The sequence below is a fragment of the Sphingobium chungbukense genome, assembly GCF_001005725.1.
Lineage (GTDB): Bacteria > Pseudomonadota > Alphaproteobacteria > Sphingomonadales > Sphingomonadaceae > Sphingobium > Sphingobium chungbukense.
Genome location: NZ_LBIC01000007.1, coordinates 456,714 through 473,629, shown reverse-complemented (window position 1 = coordinate 473,629; position 16,916 = coordinate 456,714). Strand labels below are relative to the sequence as shown.

The window sequence follows — 16,916 nt, the reverse complement described above, 5'->3', positions numbered from 1 at the left end:
ATGATGTCCCTCCCGCCGCTTTCCAAGGTCTCCCCCTTGCTCAAGAGCCTGCTGCGTCCCGCGTTCGACTATGCCCTTCCGCCGCGTTGCCCCGGTTGCGGGCTGATCGTGGATGCCGATGACGCCTTCTGCCTGACCTGTTGGACTGGCATGCGTTTCCTGGGCGAGCCTTGCTGCGCGCGCTGCGGCGTCCCCTTCGCCTATGAGCAGGGGCTGGGCGCGGAATGCGGCGCATGCCTTGCCGATCCGCCGCCCTTCGACAGCGCGCGGGCGGTGCTCGCCTATGGCGATGTGGCCCGCGCCGTCGCGCTGCGGCTCAAATATGGGCGGCGTATCGGCCTTGCACGCCTGATCGCCCGGCAGATGGCGCGGCAGCTTCCAGCGGTGGAGGAACCGGTGATCGTGCCGGTGCCGTTGCATCGCTGGCGCCTGTGGTGGCGCGGGTTCAACCAGTCGGCGCTGATCGCCCGGCATCTGGGGCGGATGGCGGGGCTGCCGGTCGATCACCACGCCTTGCTCCGGACCCGGCGGACCATGCCGTTGCGGGGCATGGGCATGAAGGCGCGGGCAAAGGTGGTGCGGGGGGCCTTTGCGCTGGCATCGGACCATGGCCTCCAGGGACGGGCCGTGCTGCTGATCGACGACGTGCATACCAGCGGGGCGACGGCGGCGGCCTGCGCCCGGACGCTGAAACGCGGCGGCGCGGCGAGCGTTCATCTTCTTTGCTGGGCGCGGGTCGTGCCGGATGCGGACGATTGACAAAGGCGCGCCGAGCCACAATTTCGGCAGACAAGGAGTATCGAGACAGATGGCGAAGGTCGAAATCTATACCAAGGCGTGGTGCGGCTATTGTGCCCGCGCCAAGGCGCTACTGGAAGGCAAGGGCGTTCCGTTCGAGGAATATGACATCACCATGGGCGGACCGAAGCGCGAGGAAATGCTGGGCCGTGCCCATGGCGGGACGACAGTGCCCCAGATCTTCATCGACGGCACGCATGTCGGCGGCAGCGACGACTTGGCGGCGCTCGACCGGCAGGGCAAGCTCGACGCATTGCTGGGAGCATAAGTCCGATGCGCGCCGCGATCTTCCAGATGACCAGCGGGGTCGATCCCGCCGCCAACGCCGCCGCGATCGCGGAAATGGCGGCGCGTGCCAAAGGGGAGGGGGCGGATATGCTCTTCACCCCGGAAATGGCGGGATATCTGGACCGCGACCGCCAGCGGGCGGCGGCGACGCTGCGATCCGAGGCTGACGATCCGGTGCTGGCCGCCGTGCGGGAGGCTGCGGCGAAACAGGGCTTGTGGGTGCATCTTGGGTCCCTGCCGCTGAAGGACGAACGCATCGACGGGCGCTGGGCCAATCGCAGTTTCATGATCGACGACAGCGGCGAAATCCGCGCCCGCTACGACAAGATCCATCTCTTCGACGTCGATCTGGCGACGGGCGAGAGCTGGCGCGAATCCTCGGTCTACGGGCCGGGCGAGCGGGTTGTCGCGGTCGACACCCCCTGGGCGCGGATGGGGCTGTCGGTCTGCTATGACATGCGCTTTCCCGACCTTTACCGGGCGCTCACCAATGCCGGCGCGACCGTGCTCCTGATGCCCGCCGCCTTCACCGTGCCGACCGGCAGGGCGCACTGGCACATATTATTGCGGGCGCGGGCGATTGAGGCGGGCTGCTTCGTCATCGCCGCCGCGCAGACCGGCCATCATGCCGACGGCCGCGACACTTATGGCCACAGCCTGATCGTCGACCCCTGGGGGGATATCGTCCTCGACATGGGCGAAACCGCCGGTCTGGCTCTTGCGCAGATCGACTTGTCGCGCATAGAGGAAGTGCGCGGGCGGGTGCCTGCGCTCGCCAACCGGCGATCATTGCCCATGGATGTGACAGTGTCGTGATCGTTTTCGACCTCAAATGCCAATCCCAAGGCCATGTGTTCGAGGCCTGGTTCGGTTCCAGCGCCGATTATGAGGATCAGAAGAGGCGGGGCCTGCTCTCCTGTCCGCTCTGCGGCGACGCCGAAGTGGGAAAGGCCGTGATGGCGCCCGCCGTCGCGCCCAAGGGCAACAGCCGGGCCGAGGCATTGCCGGCCCAGCTCGCCCCGTCCGATGGCGCATCGATCGCCATGGGTGCGGGCGAAGAGGCGAAGATGCGCGAACTGATCCAGGCACTGGCGCGGGCGCAGCAGAAGGCGCTGGAAGGGTCCACCTGGGTCGGGCGCGGCTTTGCCGAACAGGCTCGCGCCATGCATTATGGCGAACAGGACCGCAGCAGCATCCATGGCGAGGTCGCGCTGGAAGAGGCGCGGGCGCTGATCGCCGAGGGTGTGGAGGTCGCCCCGCTGCCTTTTCCGGTGGTTCCCCCTGAAGTGAAGAATTGACCGCATCCTTCGCGCAGCATAGAGCCGTCACGGCGCGCCCATAGCTCAGCAGGATAGAGCGTCGGATTCCTAATCCGAAGGCCACAGGTTCGAATCCTGTTGGGCGCACCATTTTCATCTCATGAATTCAATGGGTTTGAACTCATCCAGTGCGGGAACGGGCGATTTCGTGTTGCCATCGAAACCCGCGCAATTCCGCCATTTTCCCTTGATTTCCGAGATTTCCAAGCGGCTCCATGCAATGGGAATGCAACATGGACCGACCTTTGCCGCCAAGCGTCCGGACTATTTCATCGGGATCAGATGGCGATCATCTGGCAGGCCGCTATAGATTATCCGCGCATCATTTGGAGTACCCAGCGGATATGGGCGACGAATGTTGCGACTGAGGTATGCTCGTCCCCAGAAAGAATTGTCGAATGAATAAGGCGGTAATTGTGTATGAACTGCGTCCAATTATCGCCAGGTGCAAATTCATGGATAAGGGACGTATAAAATCTTATATACGGCCTATTGTAAAAGAATTCCACGAAGTCATTGCCTGATATCTTATTCAAAACGGTATGATAACGATGAAGTGCCGATAGCAGTTCCCGCGCATTCTTCCGTTCGCATTGCTGTTCTATATCCTGGAAAGCCTTCTCGATAAGGGCGATCTCGTCACGCTTGAGCTTTTTGTTCGTGACGCGGCGAACGCCGACGGCGAGCAGGGCCTCTGTGAACTCGAGGAAATTGAATAGCTGCTCCACCCCCAGCTTGCGGATGCGCGCACCTCTGTTGGCGATGAGTTCCACCACGCCCTCGCCCGCCAGAACGTGCAGCGCTTCCCTCACCGGTGCGCGGCTGACTCCATATTCTTCCGCTAAATCTGCTGCGATCAGGCGCTGGCCGGGGACATATTGTCCTTTCAGCACGCCTTCCACGATCGAGTCCACGACGAAACTCACAAGAGACGCGGCGCTCGATTCGTCCGTCTTCGACGGAGTTCCACCTTGGTTCTTCATGGCCGCCCTTTAACGCGGAACAAGCCTGCGGCCAAGCAACATCGTATTCATCATCGACAGACTTGCATGTCTACAAAAATGCATACAATATGGACGGCAAAATGGAAAGGATGTTCATGTCAGCTGCTGATAGGTCGCATAATCCGGAAATCATGGACCGCTTGCGCCAGATAGTGGGCACGGAGCATATGATCGAGGATGCGGAGCGTCGCGATTTCTTCTCCACCGATCTTAGTTGGCGGCCGGGCGAGGTGGCGGATGCGGTGATTCAGCCGGCTAGCATCGAAGAACTGGCCGCGTCCGTGCAGTTGGTGACCCAAGAGGGGCGGGCGGTCGTCGCGCGGGGAGGCGGGATGTCCTATACCAGCGGCTACACGCCCGTCGAGAAGAACAGCGTGCTGGTCGACATGCGGCGGATGAACCGCATTCTCGAAATCAACGAAGACGATATGTACGTGATCGTCGAATGTGGTTGCACGTGGAAGACCTTGCATGAAGCGCTATCGCCGCTCGGCCTGCGTACGCCTTATTGGGGGCCGCTGTCCGGTGCCTATGCCACGGTTGGCGGCGCATTGTCGCAGAACAGCCTGTTTCATGGCTCGGGAACGGGAGGAACAGCGGCGGAAAGCGTGCTTGGCCTGAAGGTGGTGCTGGCGGACGGGACCGTTGTCAGCACGGGATCCTGGGGGCACAAGCATGGCAGTCCGTTCTGGCGGCATTTCGGCCCTGACATGACGGGCATTTTCCTCGCGGACACCGGGGCCATGGGAATAAAGGCGGCCGCTGCTCTTCGCCTCGTTCCGGCGCCGAAGCACACCGGCTATCTTTCCTATCGGTTCGACACGTTGGCGGCGATGCTGGCGGCGCAGGTCCGCATCGCCCGGCTGGGCATCGCCTCTGAATGTTACGGGTTCGATCCCTATTATAATGCGGGTTTCGAGAAGCAGGGCATCACGTTCGAGGAAGGTCTTTCCATCGTCGGCAAGATCGCGCGCAAAGGCGGCCTGAAAGGGTTGAAGCGGGCGGCGAAGGTCGCGTTCGGCGGCAAGAAGATCCTGAAGGACGTGCCCTATTCGCTGCACATGACATTGGATGGTTTGACGGAAGGTGTCGCCGCCGAACATACTGACCTCGCCGCCGAAATCTGCGTCGAAGAAGGCGGAACGGAGATGGCGAGCAGTATTCCGACCGTATTCCGCAATGCTCCCTTTGGTGGCGTGCGTACGATCTTGCTGGGATCTGACGGCGAGATCTGGATTCCCGTCCATGGATATTTCCCTTTGTCGGTCGCGGTGAAGGCTGCCGAGGCCACGGAGAAATTTCTGGCGGAGCGCAAGCCGTTGATGGAGAAGCATGGGATCAAGACCTCCTATCTGACGTGTTTTTCGGGGCCGGAATTCGTGATCGAGCCGAGCTTTTACTGGCGCGATGCGCTCGGGCCGTTCCGCCTTTCACTGATCGAGCCTGAATTTGCGGAAAAGTGGAAGGATATCCCCGCCGATGAGGAACGGCGCGCCGTGGCGCTGGGACTGCGTGACGAATTGCGCGGTCTGTTCGATTCCCTTGGCGCCCTGCACCTGCAGATCGGCAAATATTATCCCTATCAGGAAATGATGGCCGACGGCACGCTGGTCCACCTGCTCAAGGGCGTGAAATCGGTGGTCGATCCGCAACGGCGGGTCAATCCGGGTTCGTTGGGGCTCTGAGAGTCTGTTTTACCATCGGGAGAGTGATAGATGGACGCGATTTCCTGGGGAAAATTCGGTCTTTACAATTGTCGGGACAGCGACCTTGACGAGGCGCCCGACCTGGAGTTTCCTTTTGCCGCAGGGTCCCGTTTCAGGGCAGTCAACACCGGCATCGACGAACCTGCCTGCCAGATCAATTATGAGGACTTCTTCAAGGGCGTCGACATTGTCTGGACACTTGCTCATGACGAAGTTCAATATGTCGTTTCCGGCCGGGCGGAGATCGAATATCATCTGCCACCGCTGATGCTGGAAACCGGCAAGGTCGTCGCCGAAGCCGGATCGGTCTATTTCCTGCCGCGTGGATGCCGCGTCGTGTGGCGCGTTCTGTCCGACGAACCTTTCCGCCATCTGTGCATCACCTATCCCAATCCGGGCTATCCCATATCGGTGGCGGCCAGCGTCGCCGCTCGGAACTGAAGCCCTTTCCTCGGAGATTTTCGAATGGTGCATGTGCGCAAGGCCTATTGCGAAACGGCGGAGGGAGAACAGGTCCATTACAGGCATGCGGCAGGCGACCGTGGCCCGGTGGTTTTCTTTCACCAGACTGCCAGTTCAAGCCAGATGTATCTGAAGACGTTCGAGCGGATCGGCGGTTCCTGGGACTGCTATGCCTTCGATACGCCGGGTTTCGGCGGTTCTTTCGATCCCGCGGCCGATACCAAGCCGCCCATGAGCCAATATGTCGACTGGATGTACCAGGCCGTCCGCTCCGCCGGCATCGATCGTTGCCATCTCGTCGGCCATCATACCGGCGCCTGTATCGCGACGGAGATGGCGGCGCGTTATCCCGATCTGGCCAAGAGCGTCACGCTGGCCGGCCCGGTGCCCCTGACGGCGGAGGAGCGGATCGAATTTTCCCGGCATTTCGGAACGCCGTTCACCCCGACCGTCAGCGGTTCCTATCTGCTCGACAATTGGGACTATCTCCGCGCATTGGGCGCGCATGAGGATGTCATGCTCTTCCATCGCGAAATGGCGGACATGCTGCGGGCATGGTGGGGCCGCGTCCAGTCCTACAACGCGGTATGGGGGCAGGATTTCACCCGCTTCTACCGCGAACTGGCATGTCCGATCCTGATCATGGCGGCGCCGCAGGACGTGCTCCGTCCCTATCTGGACCGTGCCCGTGAAATCCGTCCGGACGCGAGGGTGTTGGATATTGCAGGTGCCAATTTCGAACCCGATCTCGATCCCGACCGGTTCGCTCACGGCATCGCCGCCTTCTTCTCCGCAGTGGAGAAATCATCCTGAGACGAAACGGGGCCGATGTCGTCGGCCCCGTTCGCATTCCGGTCGGATCGTGCCGGCCCTTATCGAGGGCCGGCGACCAGTTCTCCGATGATGGCGTTCGATGCCGGGTCGGACCGGGATATGAAACGGCGCGTGAATCCCGGCGATTGCGCCTGGCCGACGACATTCTGCGTGATCCGCCACTGTTCCCCGACGGAAGAGAGGTCGAGCGATATCTCGATCAGCGGCGCATAGGCACCCGCATCGCCGGATACATATTCCGCCACATAGCATTGATAGTTGAGCGCGGGATCGCCCTCGGGCGCGACGCCCCAGAGCTTCACCCAATTGGCGGCGAATTCGGCGAGCGGTCCGTCGGTCCATACATCGTCCGCCGTCTTGCCCGGCTCGATCAGCAGGAAATCGAAATGGGTATAGGGAAAAGCCTCGGTGGGCCCGCCCGCGACCCGCCAGTTGGTATAATGATGCACCGGCGGGCGACTGTTGAAGAAGGGATTGTCGACATCCTGAAGCCATTGCTCATAGCCGCGCTCCTCCGAATCCGAGCGCGGCGTATAGGGCAGGAAGCAGATCAACCGGCTCATTCGCCGCACTCCTTTCGCGTCCAGCTGGCACGGAATTTCGACGATGTGCCCTGCTTGCCGGGCATATACGGGACCTTGTCGCCCACGTCCTCATCGCCCCACTTGTTGCGGCCTTCACCCTGGCGCCATGCCTGATAGGCGCTCGATTCCTCCTGCATCCGGGCGATCGGATGATCATGCCAGCACACATGTTCGGTCGGAACATCCCATGCGGCGCTGTCCATATAGGCCTGGGCCAGCTTCTCCGCTTCCGGATAGGGGCGTGGCGGCCAGGGATAGCCCATCGGGGCATCGGTATGCACCAGGATGAGCGCGCCGCTCCGTGACGCGAAGGGCGCATGATACCATTCCTGCGGGTGGACCACGACGCTACCGATGCCCATCTGTCCTTCATTGACCAGGAAGCAGTCGCCCTGCAGCAGGATGATTTCCTCGAAACATTCGTGATGGACATGTTCCCCCGCGGCGATCAGGCCGGGTTCCAGATATTGGAACCTTATATATCCGCCGGGCCCGCCGTCGAAACCTTCGTCCGTGGGATGGGGAACGGGGTCAGGCTTGCGCAAGGACTTGTGCATCGCCCCGGTGCAGCCCGGCATGCTGTTGACCCATTGTTCCTCCCACGGGCGGACGACACGGTTGCGCGTGTAGGGGAAGGGGAATGCAGGCATGTTGGGATTCCAGAAGGCGAGCGCGAGCGCGCCTCTTTCGGAATGGAGTTCGCCGCCGCCGCACAGTTGTGGAACATGGACATAGCCGGATGCGCCAACGCGATCGCCGTTGAGCGAGAGGTCGCCGCGCAGCAGGAAGAGCTCCAGGCTCGCGAGCTGGGCATCGGTCCGGCCGCGCCAGCCGGGCGGCAGGTCCAGCACGAAGGTGCGTGAGCCCGAGCGCGGATCGGCGCTCATCAACGATCCATTCAAGCCGTCAAGTATATCGGGAGCGTCGAGGCGGGATCGATTCAATCCCAGCAGATTGTAGAAGCCAGGTTCGTCCCGTCTTGTATGGTCCATGAATCACCTCCTAAATGATAAGCAAGAATGTATGCAAAATTTTGGGGATTGCCATCCCAAATTCGAAATGGCGCTAAAAGCCGTTCTTCAGCCGACATGCGGGGCCATCGGTACGGCAATAGAAAATATGGAATAAATAATTGATTTACAGTAATATTTCGTGATTCCAACCCGCATGCCGGTAGCTATCGCCGCCTCATTGCCGACAGCGTCGGCCTCGCTCGAATTTCCTGGTTCATTCGGAGGTCACGCGTCCCTCGGTCGTCCATCCTGGTTCTGCATCACGCTCCGGGGTCCGACGTTTCGCAGATCTATCGATATTTAATTAAAACACTGAAATATAATGATAAATCTTGATAAATCGAAGATTTTCGCTTGTTCGCATGCGTTCTTTCCATGTCGAAAGGCTGAATTTTACCGGTTGACACCAGGCCAAAATTCCATTCAATAATGTATACAAATAATGAGACACCGAAATGGAGTCCAGCTTATCCGACGCCTGAAGGCGCTGCTATCAAAAGGGGAAGGGAAAAAATGCTCAAGCTCACGACTTCCGTTGCCGCACTTGCCTATGCCGCTTTGGCCATGTCCGCCAATGCGCAGGATGTGGCCGCCGACAATAAACATCCCGTCAGCAAAGCGGCCAGAGCTGATGAGGCCGAGATCGTCGTGACGGGCCTCAAGCGCGATCAGGCCTTCGTGGAAGTGCCGGTTGCCGTCCAGGTGTTTGATGCGACCGCGATCCAGCGGGCCGGGATCACGCGCCCGCAGGATTTCCTTGCCATGACGCCGAACGTGTCGTTCCAGGTCGCCAACCACGCCGGCGAATTCTTCGTCAACATCCGCGGCCAGACCTCCATTCGCCAGTCCGAGGGCGCCGTGGCGGTGGTGATCGACGGGGTGCAACTGGCCACGCAGAATGAATTCAACGGCGAACTGTTCGACATTCAGCAGATCGAAGTGCTGAAAGGACCGCAGGGCGCGCTGTACGGTCGCAACGCGTCGGCCGGCGCGATCGTCATCACGACCAAGGCGCCTACGGACGATTTCGAGGGGCAGGTGACGGCCGGCTATGGCAACTGGAACTCCAGCCGCATGAACGGCAGCGTCAGCGGGGCGATCATTCCCGGCAAGCTCCGCTTCCGCGCCTCGGTGGCGTTCAACGACACGGATGGACCCTACACGAACATCAACACCGGCGAAAAGCCGATGCGGTCGAATGAAAAGCTGGCCAGGTTGCGGCTTGACTGGGAAGCGGGCGAAAACACCAATGTCGATTTCCGGCTCAACGGCAGCCGGCTGCTGGGCGGCGCCATCGCCTATAATGCGCAGGTCGTCGGCACGACCATCGGCGGCGTTCCCGTGACCCGGATCGACACCAACGACACCAGCCTGCCCTTCACCAATGATGTGCCGGGCCGCAATCGCCAGGACAAATTCTCGACATCGCTGAAGATCGATCATGACTTCGGATTTGCGAAGCTGACGTCTGTCACGTCCTACAACATGATCAGCGACAATTATCAGGCCAAGAACTATCCCTATGCAGGATGGTCCTATGGTGGAAACGACTTTGTCAGCGGTGCGCTGGGCGGGATCGATGCCCTGGTGCTGTTCGGCGACAATACGCAGAAATTCCGTATCGCCAACCGCGCCTTCATCCAGGAACTGCGCCTGACATCGTCCAATGACGGGCCGCTGCGCTGGCAGGCTGGTGTCTTCTTCCTGAAGTCCAAGCGCCGGTTCACCACCGAACAGGGATTGAACGGTCGTCTGCCGACGGATGGGGCGGGCAACTTGCTGCCCCCGTTCAGCGGGCTGGTTTCGCCGATCACGCGCAACCTGATCGGCGGCGGCAGCATCCTGCCCACGCGCGGGATCGACGGGCCTGAAACCAATAACGGCACGCTCAACTATGATGACAATCTCTACCGTGCCCGCAACTTCGCGCCGTTCGGCAATATCCAATATGACATTACCGACAATATCGAGTTCCAGGGCGCCCTGCGTTACGATATCGAGCGGCGGTCCATTCGGACGCTGACGCCCGACATCGCCAACCCCTTCTTCGGTGTCGCGACGGGCGCTCCTCAGGCGACCTACAATCTCTGCGTCGCGACGACCGGCCGTGCCGCTGCCGATTGCCATGCGGACCGGACGTTCAAGCAGATGCAGCCAAAGGCTACGCTGACCTATAAATTCCCTGGACGGAACGGGTCCATCTATGCGGGCTATGGCAAGAGCTTCAAGTCGGGCGGTTTCAACCCGATCGGGACGCGCGACACGCTGCTGGTCAGCCTTCCCAATGTTCTGGTCCAGGACAGTTATGGCAAGGAAGTCGCTGACTCCTACGAAATCGGCTTCAAGTCGTTGTGGTTCAACCGCCGGGTGAGCTTCAACGGCGCGGCCTATTACACCAAGGTCAGCAACGCGCAGCAGTTCGAATTCTTCCCGACGGGCGGTATCCAGTCGATTTCGCAGATCAAGCGGACCCGCATCCAGGGCTTTGAATTCGACATCAACGCCCGCTTGACCGACACGCTGACCATCTTCGGCGGCTATGGTCTTGCCGATACCAAGATCGTCGACATCGACAGCCAGGATCCGGTCGATCGGGCCGACATCATCGGCAAGCGCGTCCCGTTCGCCGCCAATTACAATCTCAGCGCCGGTTTCCAACTGACGCAACCGATCAACGACCGGCTGGATTTCCTGCTGCGCGGCGATTATTCGCGGACGGGTTCGATCTGGTACGATCAGCGCAACCAGCCCAATACCAAGCGTGACCCGGTCGATCTGGTCAATGCCCGTATCGGCCTCAGCAGCGATCGCTGGGAACTGGCGCTGTGGTCGAAGAATCTCTTCAACGAGAAATATAATAGCGAAGCCGTCGTGATCCTGCCCATCGCGCACGCCGTGTACCGGGCGCCGGATCGCAGCGTCGGCGTGGAAGCCAAGGTGAAGTTCTGATGGCGATCGGGCTGGCCCCTGCCGCGCGCTCCATATTCGAAGCGCATGACATCGATCATGCGGCGCTGGACCAGGCGCCGCTGTTCGACCTGCCCTTCAATCCGGGCGTGCGGATAAGGGGATATAGCGCGATCAACCAGCCCAATTGTCAGATCATCATCGAAGACTTCATGCCCGGTGACGAGTTCGTCTGGACCTTTGCCCATGACGAGATCCAATATGCCATTTCGGGCGAGATGGAGGTGGAGGTCTATATGCCTCCCCTCTATTCCGAAATGGTCCGGGCGACGATCAGGGCGGGAACAGTGTACAGCTATCCCGTAGGTGCACGAAAACATGTCAGGATCACGAGCAAGGAGCCATTTCGGCACATCTGCTTTTGTCCCCCAAGTCCCGATTATCCGTTCCCGACTCTGGAGGAGATCAGGAACGGCCGAACATAGTGCGGGACAGCCCGAGCCGGCGGTGTCGGCATGCAAGGAATGGCCGGAGACATCCGGCCGGGCAGCCGGCCGCCGGGCGGGTCGGACTGGATGTTGACGTTGCGATGGAAAGGAAAAGCTCATGGAAGCGGCAATTGATCTGAAAACCCAATATCGTCATGCGGTGTTGCCCAAGACGGTCTCCGACGAGGCGTCGCGGCAGGAATTCGTGAAGAGCCTGAAACTGCATCTTGCCAGCAAGGTGGCGCCCGGCAACCGGCTGGCCTATGAGGCGCGGGCGGGCAAGGCCTATGCCGCGGCGACAGGCAGCGCGCCGGCCAACTATCATGAAATCCGCAAGGCCATGGCCGACGATCCCTATTTCCGCTTCTGGTCCGCGCTCCAGCGCAACAGCCAGGAAATGATGTGGAATGCGGTGCAGGTCCCCGTTCAACGCTCGCTCGACACGCTGATCGATGTTGGCCGGACGGAAGGGGATGCGGGCGGCACGCTGACGCTGAATCCCGATATGGAGATTCCGCGCTACCACCGGATGGTCGACATCCATTGCATGCCGGGCGGATACCATACTGATTTCGCGCAGAATGACGTCGCGAACGGTGCGGTCTACGACCGGGCCGTCTATCTCTATGCCATGGGTCGCATGGGGCCATTCAACTCCGATATCGGCGATACGACCATCGCCTATCTGAAGCAGAATTTCCCCGATCTGAAGCCCCGACGCATTCTCGACATGGGCTGCACCGTGGGTCATTCGACGCTGCCCTATTGTGATGCCTATCCCGAGGCGGAGGTCTACGGCATCGATGTCGGCGCTCCGGTTCTGCGCTACGCCCATGCGCGGGCGCAGGATCTGGGCCAGAAGGTCCATTTCAGCCAGCAGAACGCGGAACATACCAATTTCGACGACGGCTTCTTCGACCTGATCGTCAGCCACATCCTGGTTCATGAAACCAGCCACAAGGCGATGCGCAACATCATGCGCGAAGCCCATCGGCTGCTCTCGCCGGGCGGCGTGGTCATTCATGCCGAAACCCCGCCCTATCGGGCGCTGGAGGCCTTCGATGCCTTCATGCTCGATTGGGACACGCGCAACAATAACGAGCCTTATTGGGGGGCGAGCCACGAAATCGTGTCGGCCGACATCGCCCGCGAAACCGGCTTCGACCCGGCGAAGGCGTTCGAGGGCATGCAGACCAGCGTGTTCGACGCTGCGGAAGCGGAGAGAACCAAGGTCTTCCAGGGCGGCGACTTTGGCGGCGCCGGCATGTGGTACGTCTGGGGCGCGCAGAAATAATAGGGAATGGCGGGGCGCACAGCCCCGCCGATATTGGCAGAGAAGACAGTCATCTATGGTAGAATTGCAGAAGAAGGCGCGCGGTCAGCGGCCGAGCTATTTCGAAGATCCCGCCGTCGACAAGCTGATGGCGATCACGCTGGCGCTGACGGGAGAGGTCGCCGTCCTGCGCGACCGGATCGACACGATCGAGCGCCTGTCCGCGGAGGGTAAATCGATCAGCCCCGAGGCGGTCGACGCCTATGAGCCCGATGAGAAGGTGCGCGAGATCCGGAACGCGTTGCGCGACACCTATCTGGATGTGGTGCTGCGCATCGTGCATCAGGAACGGGAGGAACTGGAACATCAGCTCGCGAACCAACCCTATGACGATGTCGTGACGACGGTATCGACCAATTGATTCCCGTCACCGGGACGGGCGCAAGCCTGTTCCCGCGCGGTCGAGAGAAAAATCCCGGCATAAGCCGGGATTTTTGTTTGTGCCGATGTCGGAGGAAATGGTCGGGAAGGCTAAATCCGTTCAAACTCGCCGAAGCAGGTCGATCGCGGCCTGTTCGCCAACCACCTCGGCATATTTGGCCTGGAGATCGAACAGGTTCGCTTCATGGGGGCCGGGATGCCGATCCGCGCAGGCATCGCGTATGACGAACGGGATGAAGCCATGCTGCAACGCGTCCACCGCCGACGCCCGGACGCAGCCGGAGGTGGAAAATCCCGTGATCAGAAGCGTGTCGACCCCCAGGCTGGTGAGCGTGGCGGCCAGCGATGTGCCGAAAAAGGCGGAGGCATATTGTTTGGTGACGACGATTTCGTCGCTGCGGGGCTGAAGCGTCTCCGGGAAGGCGCCCAGCGGCGACCCTTTCACAAACGCCTTGAGGGCGGGCACCTTCCTGAAGAACCGGCCGCCATCCATGCCGCCCGCCTGATATTCGACATTGGTGAATATGACCGGCACTTCCGCCGTCCTCGCGGCGGCCAGCAATCGCTGGTTCGACGCCAGCGCATCCTCTGCCCGGGCATAGAGGCTCGATGCCGGATCGAGATAGGCGCGAACGACGTCGATGATCAACAGCGCTATCCTGCGGCCCGGCCGGAGCGATCCGTCGAACGCTCCGGCATAGTTGGCGGCCAGTTCGTCCTTCATATGGCCGACACGGCCTTCAACCGCTCGAGCTCCGCCGCGTCCAGGCCGAGCAGTTCGCCGTAGATCGCCTCATTATCCTGCCCGATGGTGGCAGGGGCCAGCGTACGGATGCTGCTGGGCGTATCCGACAGTTTGGGGAAGGCGTTCTGCATCTTGAACTTGCCCCAGCGCGGGGAATCCACCTCCACCAGCGCATCGCGCGCCGCGAAATGGGGATCTTCCAGCATCTCCGGCGCGCGGTAGATCTTGCCGGCGGGGACGCTGTGTTTGATCATCAGCGCCTCGACGGCTTCGACGGTCAGCGTGCGCGTCCAGCTTTCGATCAGCTCGTCCAGTTCCTTCTGATTCTGCCCGCGCGCCAGATGGGTGGCATAGCGCGGATCGGACGCCAGTTCGGGCCGGCCCATGGCTTCGCAAAGCCGTGCGAAGACCGCGTCCTGGTTGGCGCCGATCAGATATTCGCCATCGCTGCACTGGTAGACATTGGAAGGCGCGACGCCCTCCAGGACCGATCCGGTGCGCTTCCGGATATGATGGGAGATCATATATTCGGGCACCAGGCTTTCCATGACCTGCAGGACGGCCTCATAGAGGGCGCTGTCGACCACCTGGCCTCTGCCGGTCCGCTCGCGGGCGTGAAGAGCGGCAAGGGCGCCCATGCAGCCATAGGTCGCGGCCAGGCTGTCGCCGATCGACACGCCCACGCGGCTGGGCGGACGGTCCGCGTCGCCGACGATGTAGCGCCAACCGCCCATGGCCTCGCCGATGCCGCCAAAGCCGGCATAGCTGGAATAGGGGCCGGTCTGCCCATATCCCGACACGCGCACGATGATCAGGCGGGGGTTGATGGCGTGCAGCGCATCGGAACCCAGGCCCCATTTCTCCATCGTGCCGGGCTTGAAATTCTCGATCAATATGTCCGCAGTGGCCGCCAGTTTGCGGACGAGTTCCTGCCCCTCGGGGATGCGGAGGTTGGCGGAAACGGATTTCTTGTTCCGCGCCACGACCTCCCACCATAATTTGGCGTCGCCATGCCCCCAGTTGCGCATCGGATCGCCCTGGGCGGGGGGTTCGACCTTGATCACTTCCGCGCCCATGTCGCCCAGAAGCTGGCCGCAGAACGGCCCGGCGATGAGCTGTCCGAGTTCGATCACCCGGATGCCCGCGAGCGCGCCTTCAACATTCTTCGTCATAATCTCACTCGGCTGCGATATGTTGGGAATTCCACCGGGGCTGGACGGGGGCGGGGAGGCCGGTCTCCTCCAGGCTGCGCTCCCTCAGCGTCTCAAGGTCTGGCCCGAAGTCGAAAACCCCGACCGCACCGCGTTCCCGGCGCATATTGTCGCGCAGGTCGGCGGTCGCCCGTTCATCGACGCTGCCCTCGCCATCGAGCACCACGCCATAGGCACGGGCACCCTGGACGGTGACGAGGCCCTGGACGACCTCCTTCGCCACCAGTGCGGGATCGCGGTCGAGCGGGTCGCCCCAGCCGCCGCCGCCCCAGGTGATGAAGTGCAGGACGTCGTCGGTCTCGACCGTGAAATCCTCGACCTTGTTGCCGATGATCGTCCGGGTGCCATCGGGCTTTTCCAGTATCTTGCGCGCCCGCGCGCCGGGGCGGCCGCCATTGACGCCCCAGGGCGGCACGAACCAGCGGTCGTCATGGACGGCGATCACGCCGGGCTCCAGAAAGCGGTAGGACATGACGATCCCGTTGCCGCCGCGATGCAGGCCCGCGCCGCCCGAATCCGCGACCGTGCCATATTGTTCGATGACCAGCGGGAAATAGCGCTCCAGAAATTCATTGGGCACATTGGTGAACCCCGGCCAGAGCGAGTGACCGTCCGGCCCGTCGCCCAGCGGACGGCCGGGAATGCCGCCGAAGCCGATCTGGAACAGTTGGAACCAGTCCCCCTTCCGGTCGGTGCCGGCATAGAAGAGATGGGGCGAGGAAGAGAAACCGGCCGCATTCAGGAATTGCGGCGTCTTCTGGCCGAGCAGGCCGCCCAATATGTCGAAGATCCGGCCCAGGGCATGGGTGCGCCCCGAAAGCGCCGCCGGGAATTTCGGTTTCAGCAACGATCCATCCGGGATCCTGACGTCGATCAGGTCGTAGAAGCCGTCATTGAACAGGATCATCGGATCGAAAACCATGATCATGTAGATGCCGAAGAACATCTTGAACATGTTTTCGTTGAGATAGAAGTTGATCGACCCGACCGATTGGGGATCGGTGCCGGTGAAGTCGAGAATGACCTTCTCGCCCTCGCGCCACATCGTGCATTTCAGCTTATATGGCCCATATCCCATCCCGTCGTCGCAGATATAATCCTCGAAACTGACCTTTTCCTCACTGATGGCCTGACCTAGCAAAGTCTTCATCGCGCGATAATTGCGCGCCAGAAGTTCTCCCGTGGCCGTGACATAAGTGTCGATGCCGAAGCGATCGGCCATCTCCTCGATCCGCCGCGCTGCCACGCGGCAGGAAGCGATGAGGGCATTCAGGTCCGCGGCGCACCAGTCGGGCGTGCGCGACTGGTGGAGCGCGAGCTTCACCAGATCTTCGTTATACAGCCCGTTGCGATAGATCTTCACCGGCGGGATGCGCACCCCTTCCTGGAAGATGCTGGTCGCGTCGATCGGCATCGATCCGGGAACCTTGCCGCCAATGTCGGACTGGTGTCCGAACATCGCCGTATAGGCGAGCAGCCGGCCGTCCTTGAACACCGGCAGCAGCACCAGCCAGTCATTGCTGTGGCTGACGGCGCCTTCCACCGAATAGGGATCGGAAAGAAGGAACATGTCGCCTTCCTCCACCGTGCCGTCATATCCGTTCAGGAAGCCGCCGATGAACGAGCCGAACTGGCCCACGATCATGCGTCCTTCATGGTCGGCGATCAGCGGGAAGGCGTCACCCTGTTCCCGGATGCCGGGCGACATGGCGGTGCGAACCAGGGTCGCGTCCATTTCGGTGCGCGCATTGCGAAGCGCGTTTTCAATGACTTCGAGCGTCACCGGGTCCACGGTCGTCTTGGCGAAGCTCGTCTCGTTGCTCTGGATTATCCGTGCGGGCAT

The 16,916-nt window shown here is 61.3% G+C and carries 17 protein-coding genes and 1 tRNA gene; 12 read left to right on the top strand and 6 right to left on the bottom strand.

Going from position 1 to position 16,916, the window contains the following annotated elements; translation table 11 throughout:
- The 5 genes from YP76_RS17250 to YP76_RS17230 all read left to right on the top strand — a co-directional run bounded on the left by YP76_RS17250 (window position 1) and on the right by YP76_RS17230 (window position 2,495).
- Complete coding sequence (locus tag YP76_RS17250) at window positions 1-759, top strand: ComF family protein (protein ID WP_046764817.1); 759 nt, start codon at window positions 1-3, stop codon at window positions 757-759.
- Window positions 760-808: 49 nt separating this feature from the next.
- Window positions 809-1,066, top strand: a complete 258-nt coding sequence (gene grxC / locus YP76_RS17245; RefSeq protein WP_046764816.1) for a glutaredoxin 3 — start codon at window positions 809-811, stop codon at window positions 1,064-1,066.
- Window positions 1,067-1,071: 5 nt separating this feature from the next.
- Entirely contained in the window at window positions 1,072-1,902 is an 831-nt protein-coding gene (locus YP76_RS17240) for a carbon-nitrogen hydrolase family protein (protein WP_046764815.1), read from the top strand.
- Window positions 1,899-2,384, top strand: a complete 486-nt coding sequence (locus YP76_RS17235; protein ID WP_046764814.1) for a DUF1178 family protein — start codon at window positions 1,899-1,901, stop codon at window positions 2,382-2,384. The genes YP76_RS17240 and YP76_RS17235 overlap by 4 nt, the downstream gene beginning before the upstream one ends.
- 34 nt (window positions 2,385-2,418) lie before the next feature.
- A tRNA-Arg gene (locus YP76_RS17230) sits at window positions 2,419-2,495 on the top strand.
- Window positions 2,496-2,716: 221 nt separating this feature from the next.
- Here YP76_RS17230 and YP76_RS26720 read toward each other — a convergent pair.
- Window positions 2,717-3,388, bottom strand: a complete 672-nt coding sequence (locus YP76_RS26720; protein WP_084733225.1) for a GntR family transcriptional regulator — start codon at window positions 3,386-3,388, stop codon at window positions 2,717-2,719.
- Between the two features lie 152 nt (window positions 3,389-3,540).
- On the opposite strand from YP76_RS26720, the gene YP76_RS17220 reads away from it, so the two are divergent.
- The 3 genes from YP76_RS17220 to YP76_RS17210 are packed head-to-tail and all read left to right on the top strand — an operon-like array spanning window position 3,541 to window position 6,390.
- On the top strand, window positions 3,541-5,094 hold the full coding sequence (locus YP76_RS17220) for an FAD-binding oxidoreductase (RefSeq protein ID WP_232307592.1): 1,554 nt from the start codon (window positions 3,541-3,543) through the stop codon (window positions 5,092-5,094).
- Between the two features lie 30 nt (window positions 5,095-5,124).
- Entirely contained in the window at window positions 5,125-5,556 is a 432-nt protein-coding gene (locus YP76_RS17215) for a cupin domain-containing protein (RefSeq protein WP_046764813.1), read from the top strand.
- Window positions 5,557-5,580: 24 nt separating this feature from the next.
- On the top strand, window positions 5,581-6,390 hold the full coding sequence (locus YP76_RS17210; protein ID WP_046764812.1) for an alpha/beta fold hydrolase: 810 nt from the start codon (window positions 5,581-5,583) through the stop codon (window positions 6,388-6,390).
- 59 nt (window positions 6,391-6,449) lie between these two features.
- On the opposite strand, the gene YP76_RS17205 is transcribed toward YP76_RS17210, so the two are convergent.
- On the bottom strand, window positions 6,450-6,974 hold the full coding sequence (locus tag YP76_RS17205; RefSeq protein ID WP_046764811.1) for a hypothetical protein: 525 nt from the start codon (window positions 6,972-6,974) through the stop codon (window positions 6,450-6,452).
- Window positions 6,971-7,987 (bottom strand): cupin domain-containing protein, encoded by a 1,017-nt coding sequence (locus YP76_RS17200; RefSeq protein ID WP_046764810.1) that lies wholly within the window; start codon window positions 7,985-7,987, stop codon window positions 6,971-6,973. The genes YP76_RS17205 and YP76_RS17200 overlap by 4 nt, the downstream gene beginning before the upstream one ends.
- 534 nt (window positions 7,988-8,521) lie before the next feature.
- Between YP76_RS17200 and YP76_RS17195 the strand changes: the two genes are divergently transcribed.
- The 4 genes from YP76_RS17195 to YP76_RS17180 all read left to right on the top strand — a co-directional run bounded on the left by YP76_RS17195 (window position 8,522) and on the right by YP76_RS17180 (window position 13,097).
- Complete coding sequence (locus tag YP76_RS17195; protein WP_046764809.1) at window positions 8,522-10,957, top strand: TonB-dependent receptor; 2,436 nt, start codon at window positions 8,522-8,524, stop codon at window positions 10,955-10,957.
- The gene (locus YP76_RS17190) at window positions 10,957-11,400 is read left to right on the top strand and encodes a cupin domain-containing protein (protein ID WP_046764808.1); all 444 of its coding nucleotides are present in this window, start codon (window positions 10,957-10,959) and stop codon (window positions 11,398-11,400) included. The genes YP76_RS17195 and YP76_RS17190 overlap by 1 nt, the downstream gene beginning before the upstream one ends.
- Before the next feature lie 121 nt (window positions 11,401-11,521).
- Window positions 11,522-12,697: a class I SAM-dependent methyltransferase gene (locus tag YP76_RS17185; protein WP_046764807.1), complete on the top strand. Its 1,176-nt coding sequence runs from the start codon at window positions 11,522-11,524 to the stop codon at window positions 12,695-12,697.
- Between the two features lie 55 nt (window positions 12,698-12,752).
- Window positions 12,753-13,097 (top strand): hypothetical protein, encoded by a 345-nt coding sequence (locus tag YP76_RS17180; protein ID WP_046764806.1) that lies wholly within the window; start codon window positions 12,753-12,755, stop codon window positions 13,095-13,097.
- Window positions 13,098-13,217: 120 nt separating this feature from the next.
- Here YP76_RS17180 and YP76_RS17175 read toward each other — a convergent pair whose 3' ends face one another.
- From YP76_RS17175 to YP76_RS17165, 3 genes are read right to left on the bottom strand one after another with little or no spacing between them, the layout of a single operon-like run.
- A complete protein-coding gene (locus YP76_RS17175; protein ID WP_046764805.1) occupies window positions 13,218-13,841 on the bottom strand; it encodes an N-carbamoylsarcosine amidohydrolase in 624 nt (207 codons plus the stop codon).
- Entirely contained in the window at window positions 13,838-15,034 is a 1,197-nt protein-coding gene (locus YP76_RS17170) for a CaiB/BaiF CoA transferase family protein (protein ID WP_046764804.1), read from the bottom strand. The genes YP76_RS17175 and YP76_RS17170 overlap by 4 nt, the downstream gene beginning before the upstream one ends.
- 4 nt (window positions 15,035-15,038) lie before the next feature.
- The gene (locus YP76_RS17165; protein WP_046764803.1) at window positions 15,039-16,916 is read right to left on the bottom strand and encodes a hydantoinase B/oxoprolinase family protein; all 1,878 of its coding nucleotides are present in this window, start codon (window positions 16,914-16,916) and stop codon (window positions 15,039-15,041) included.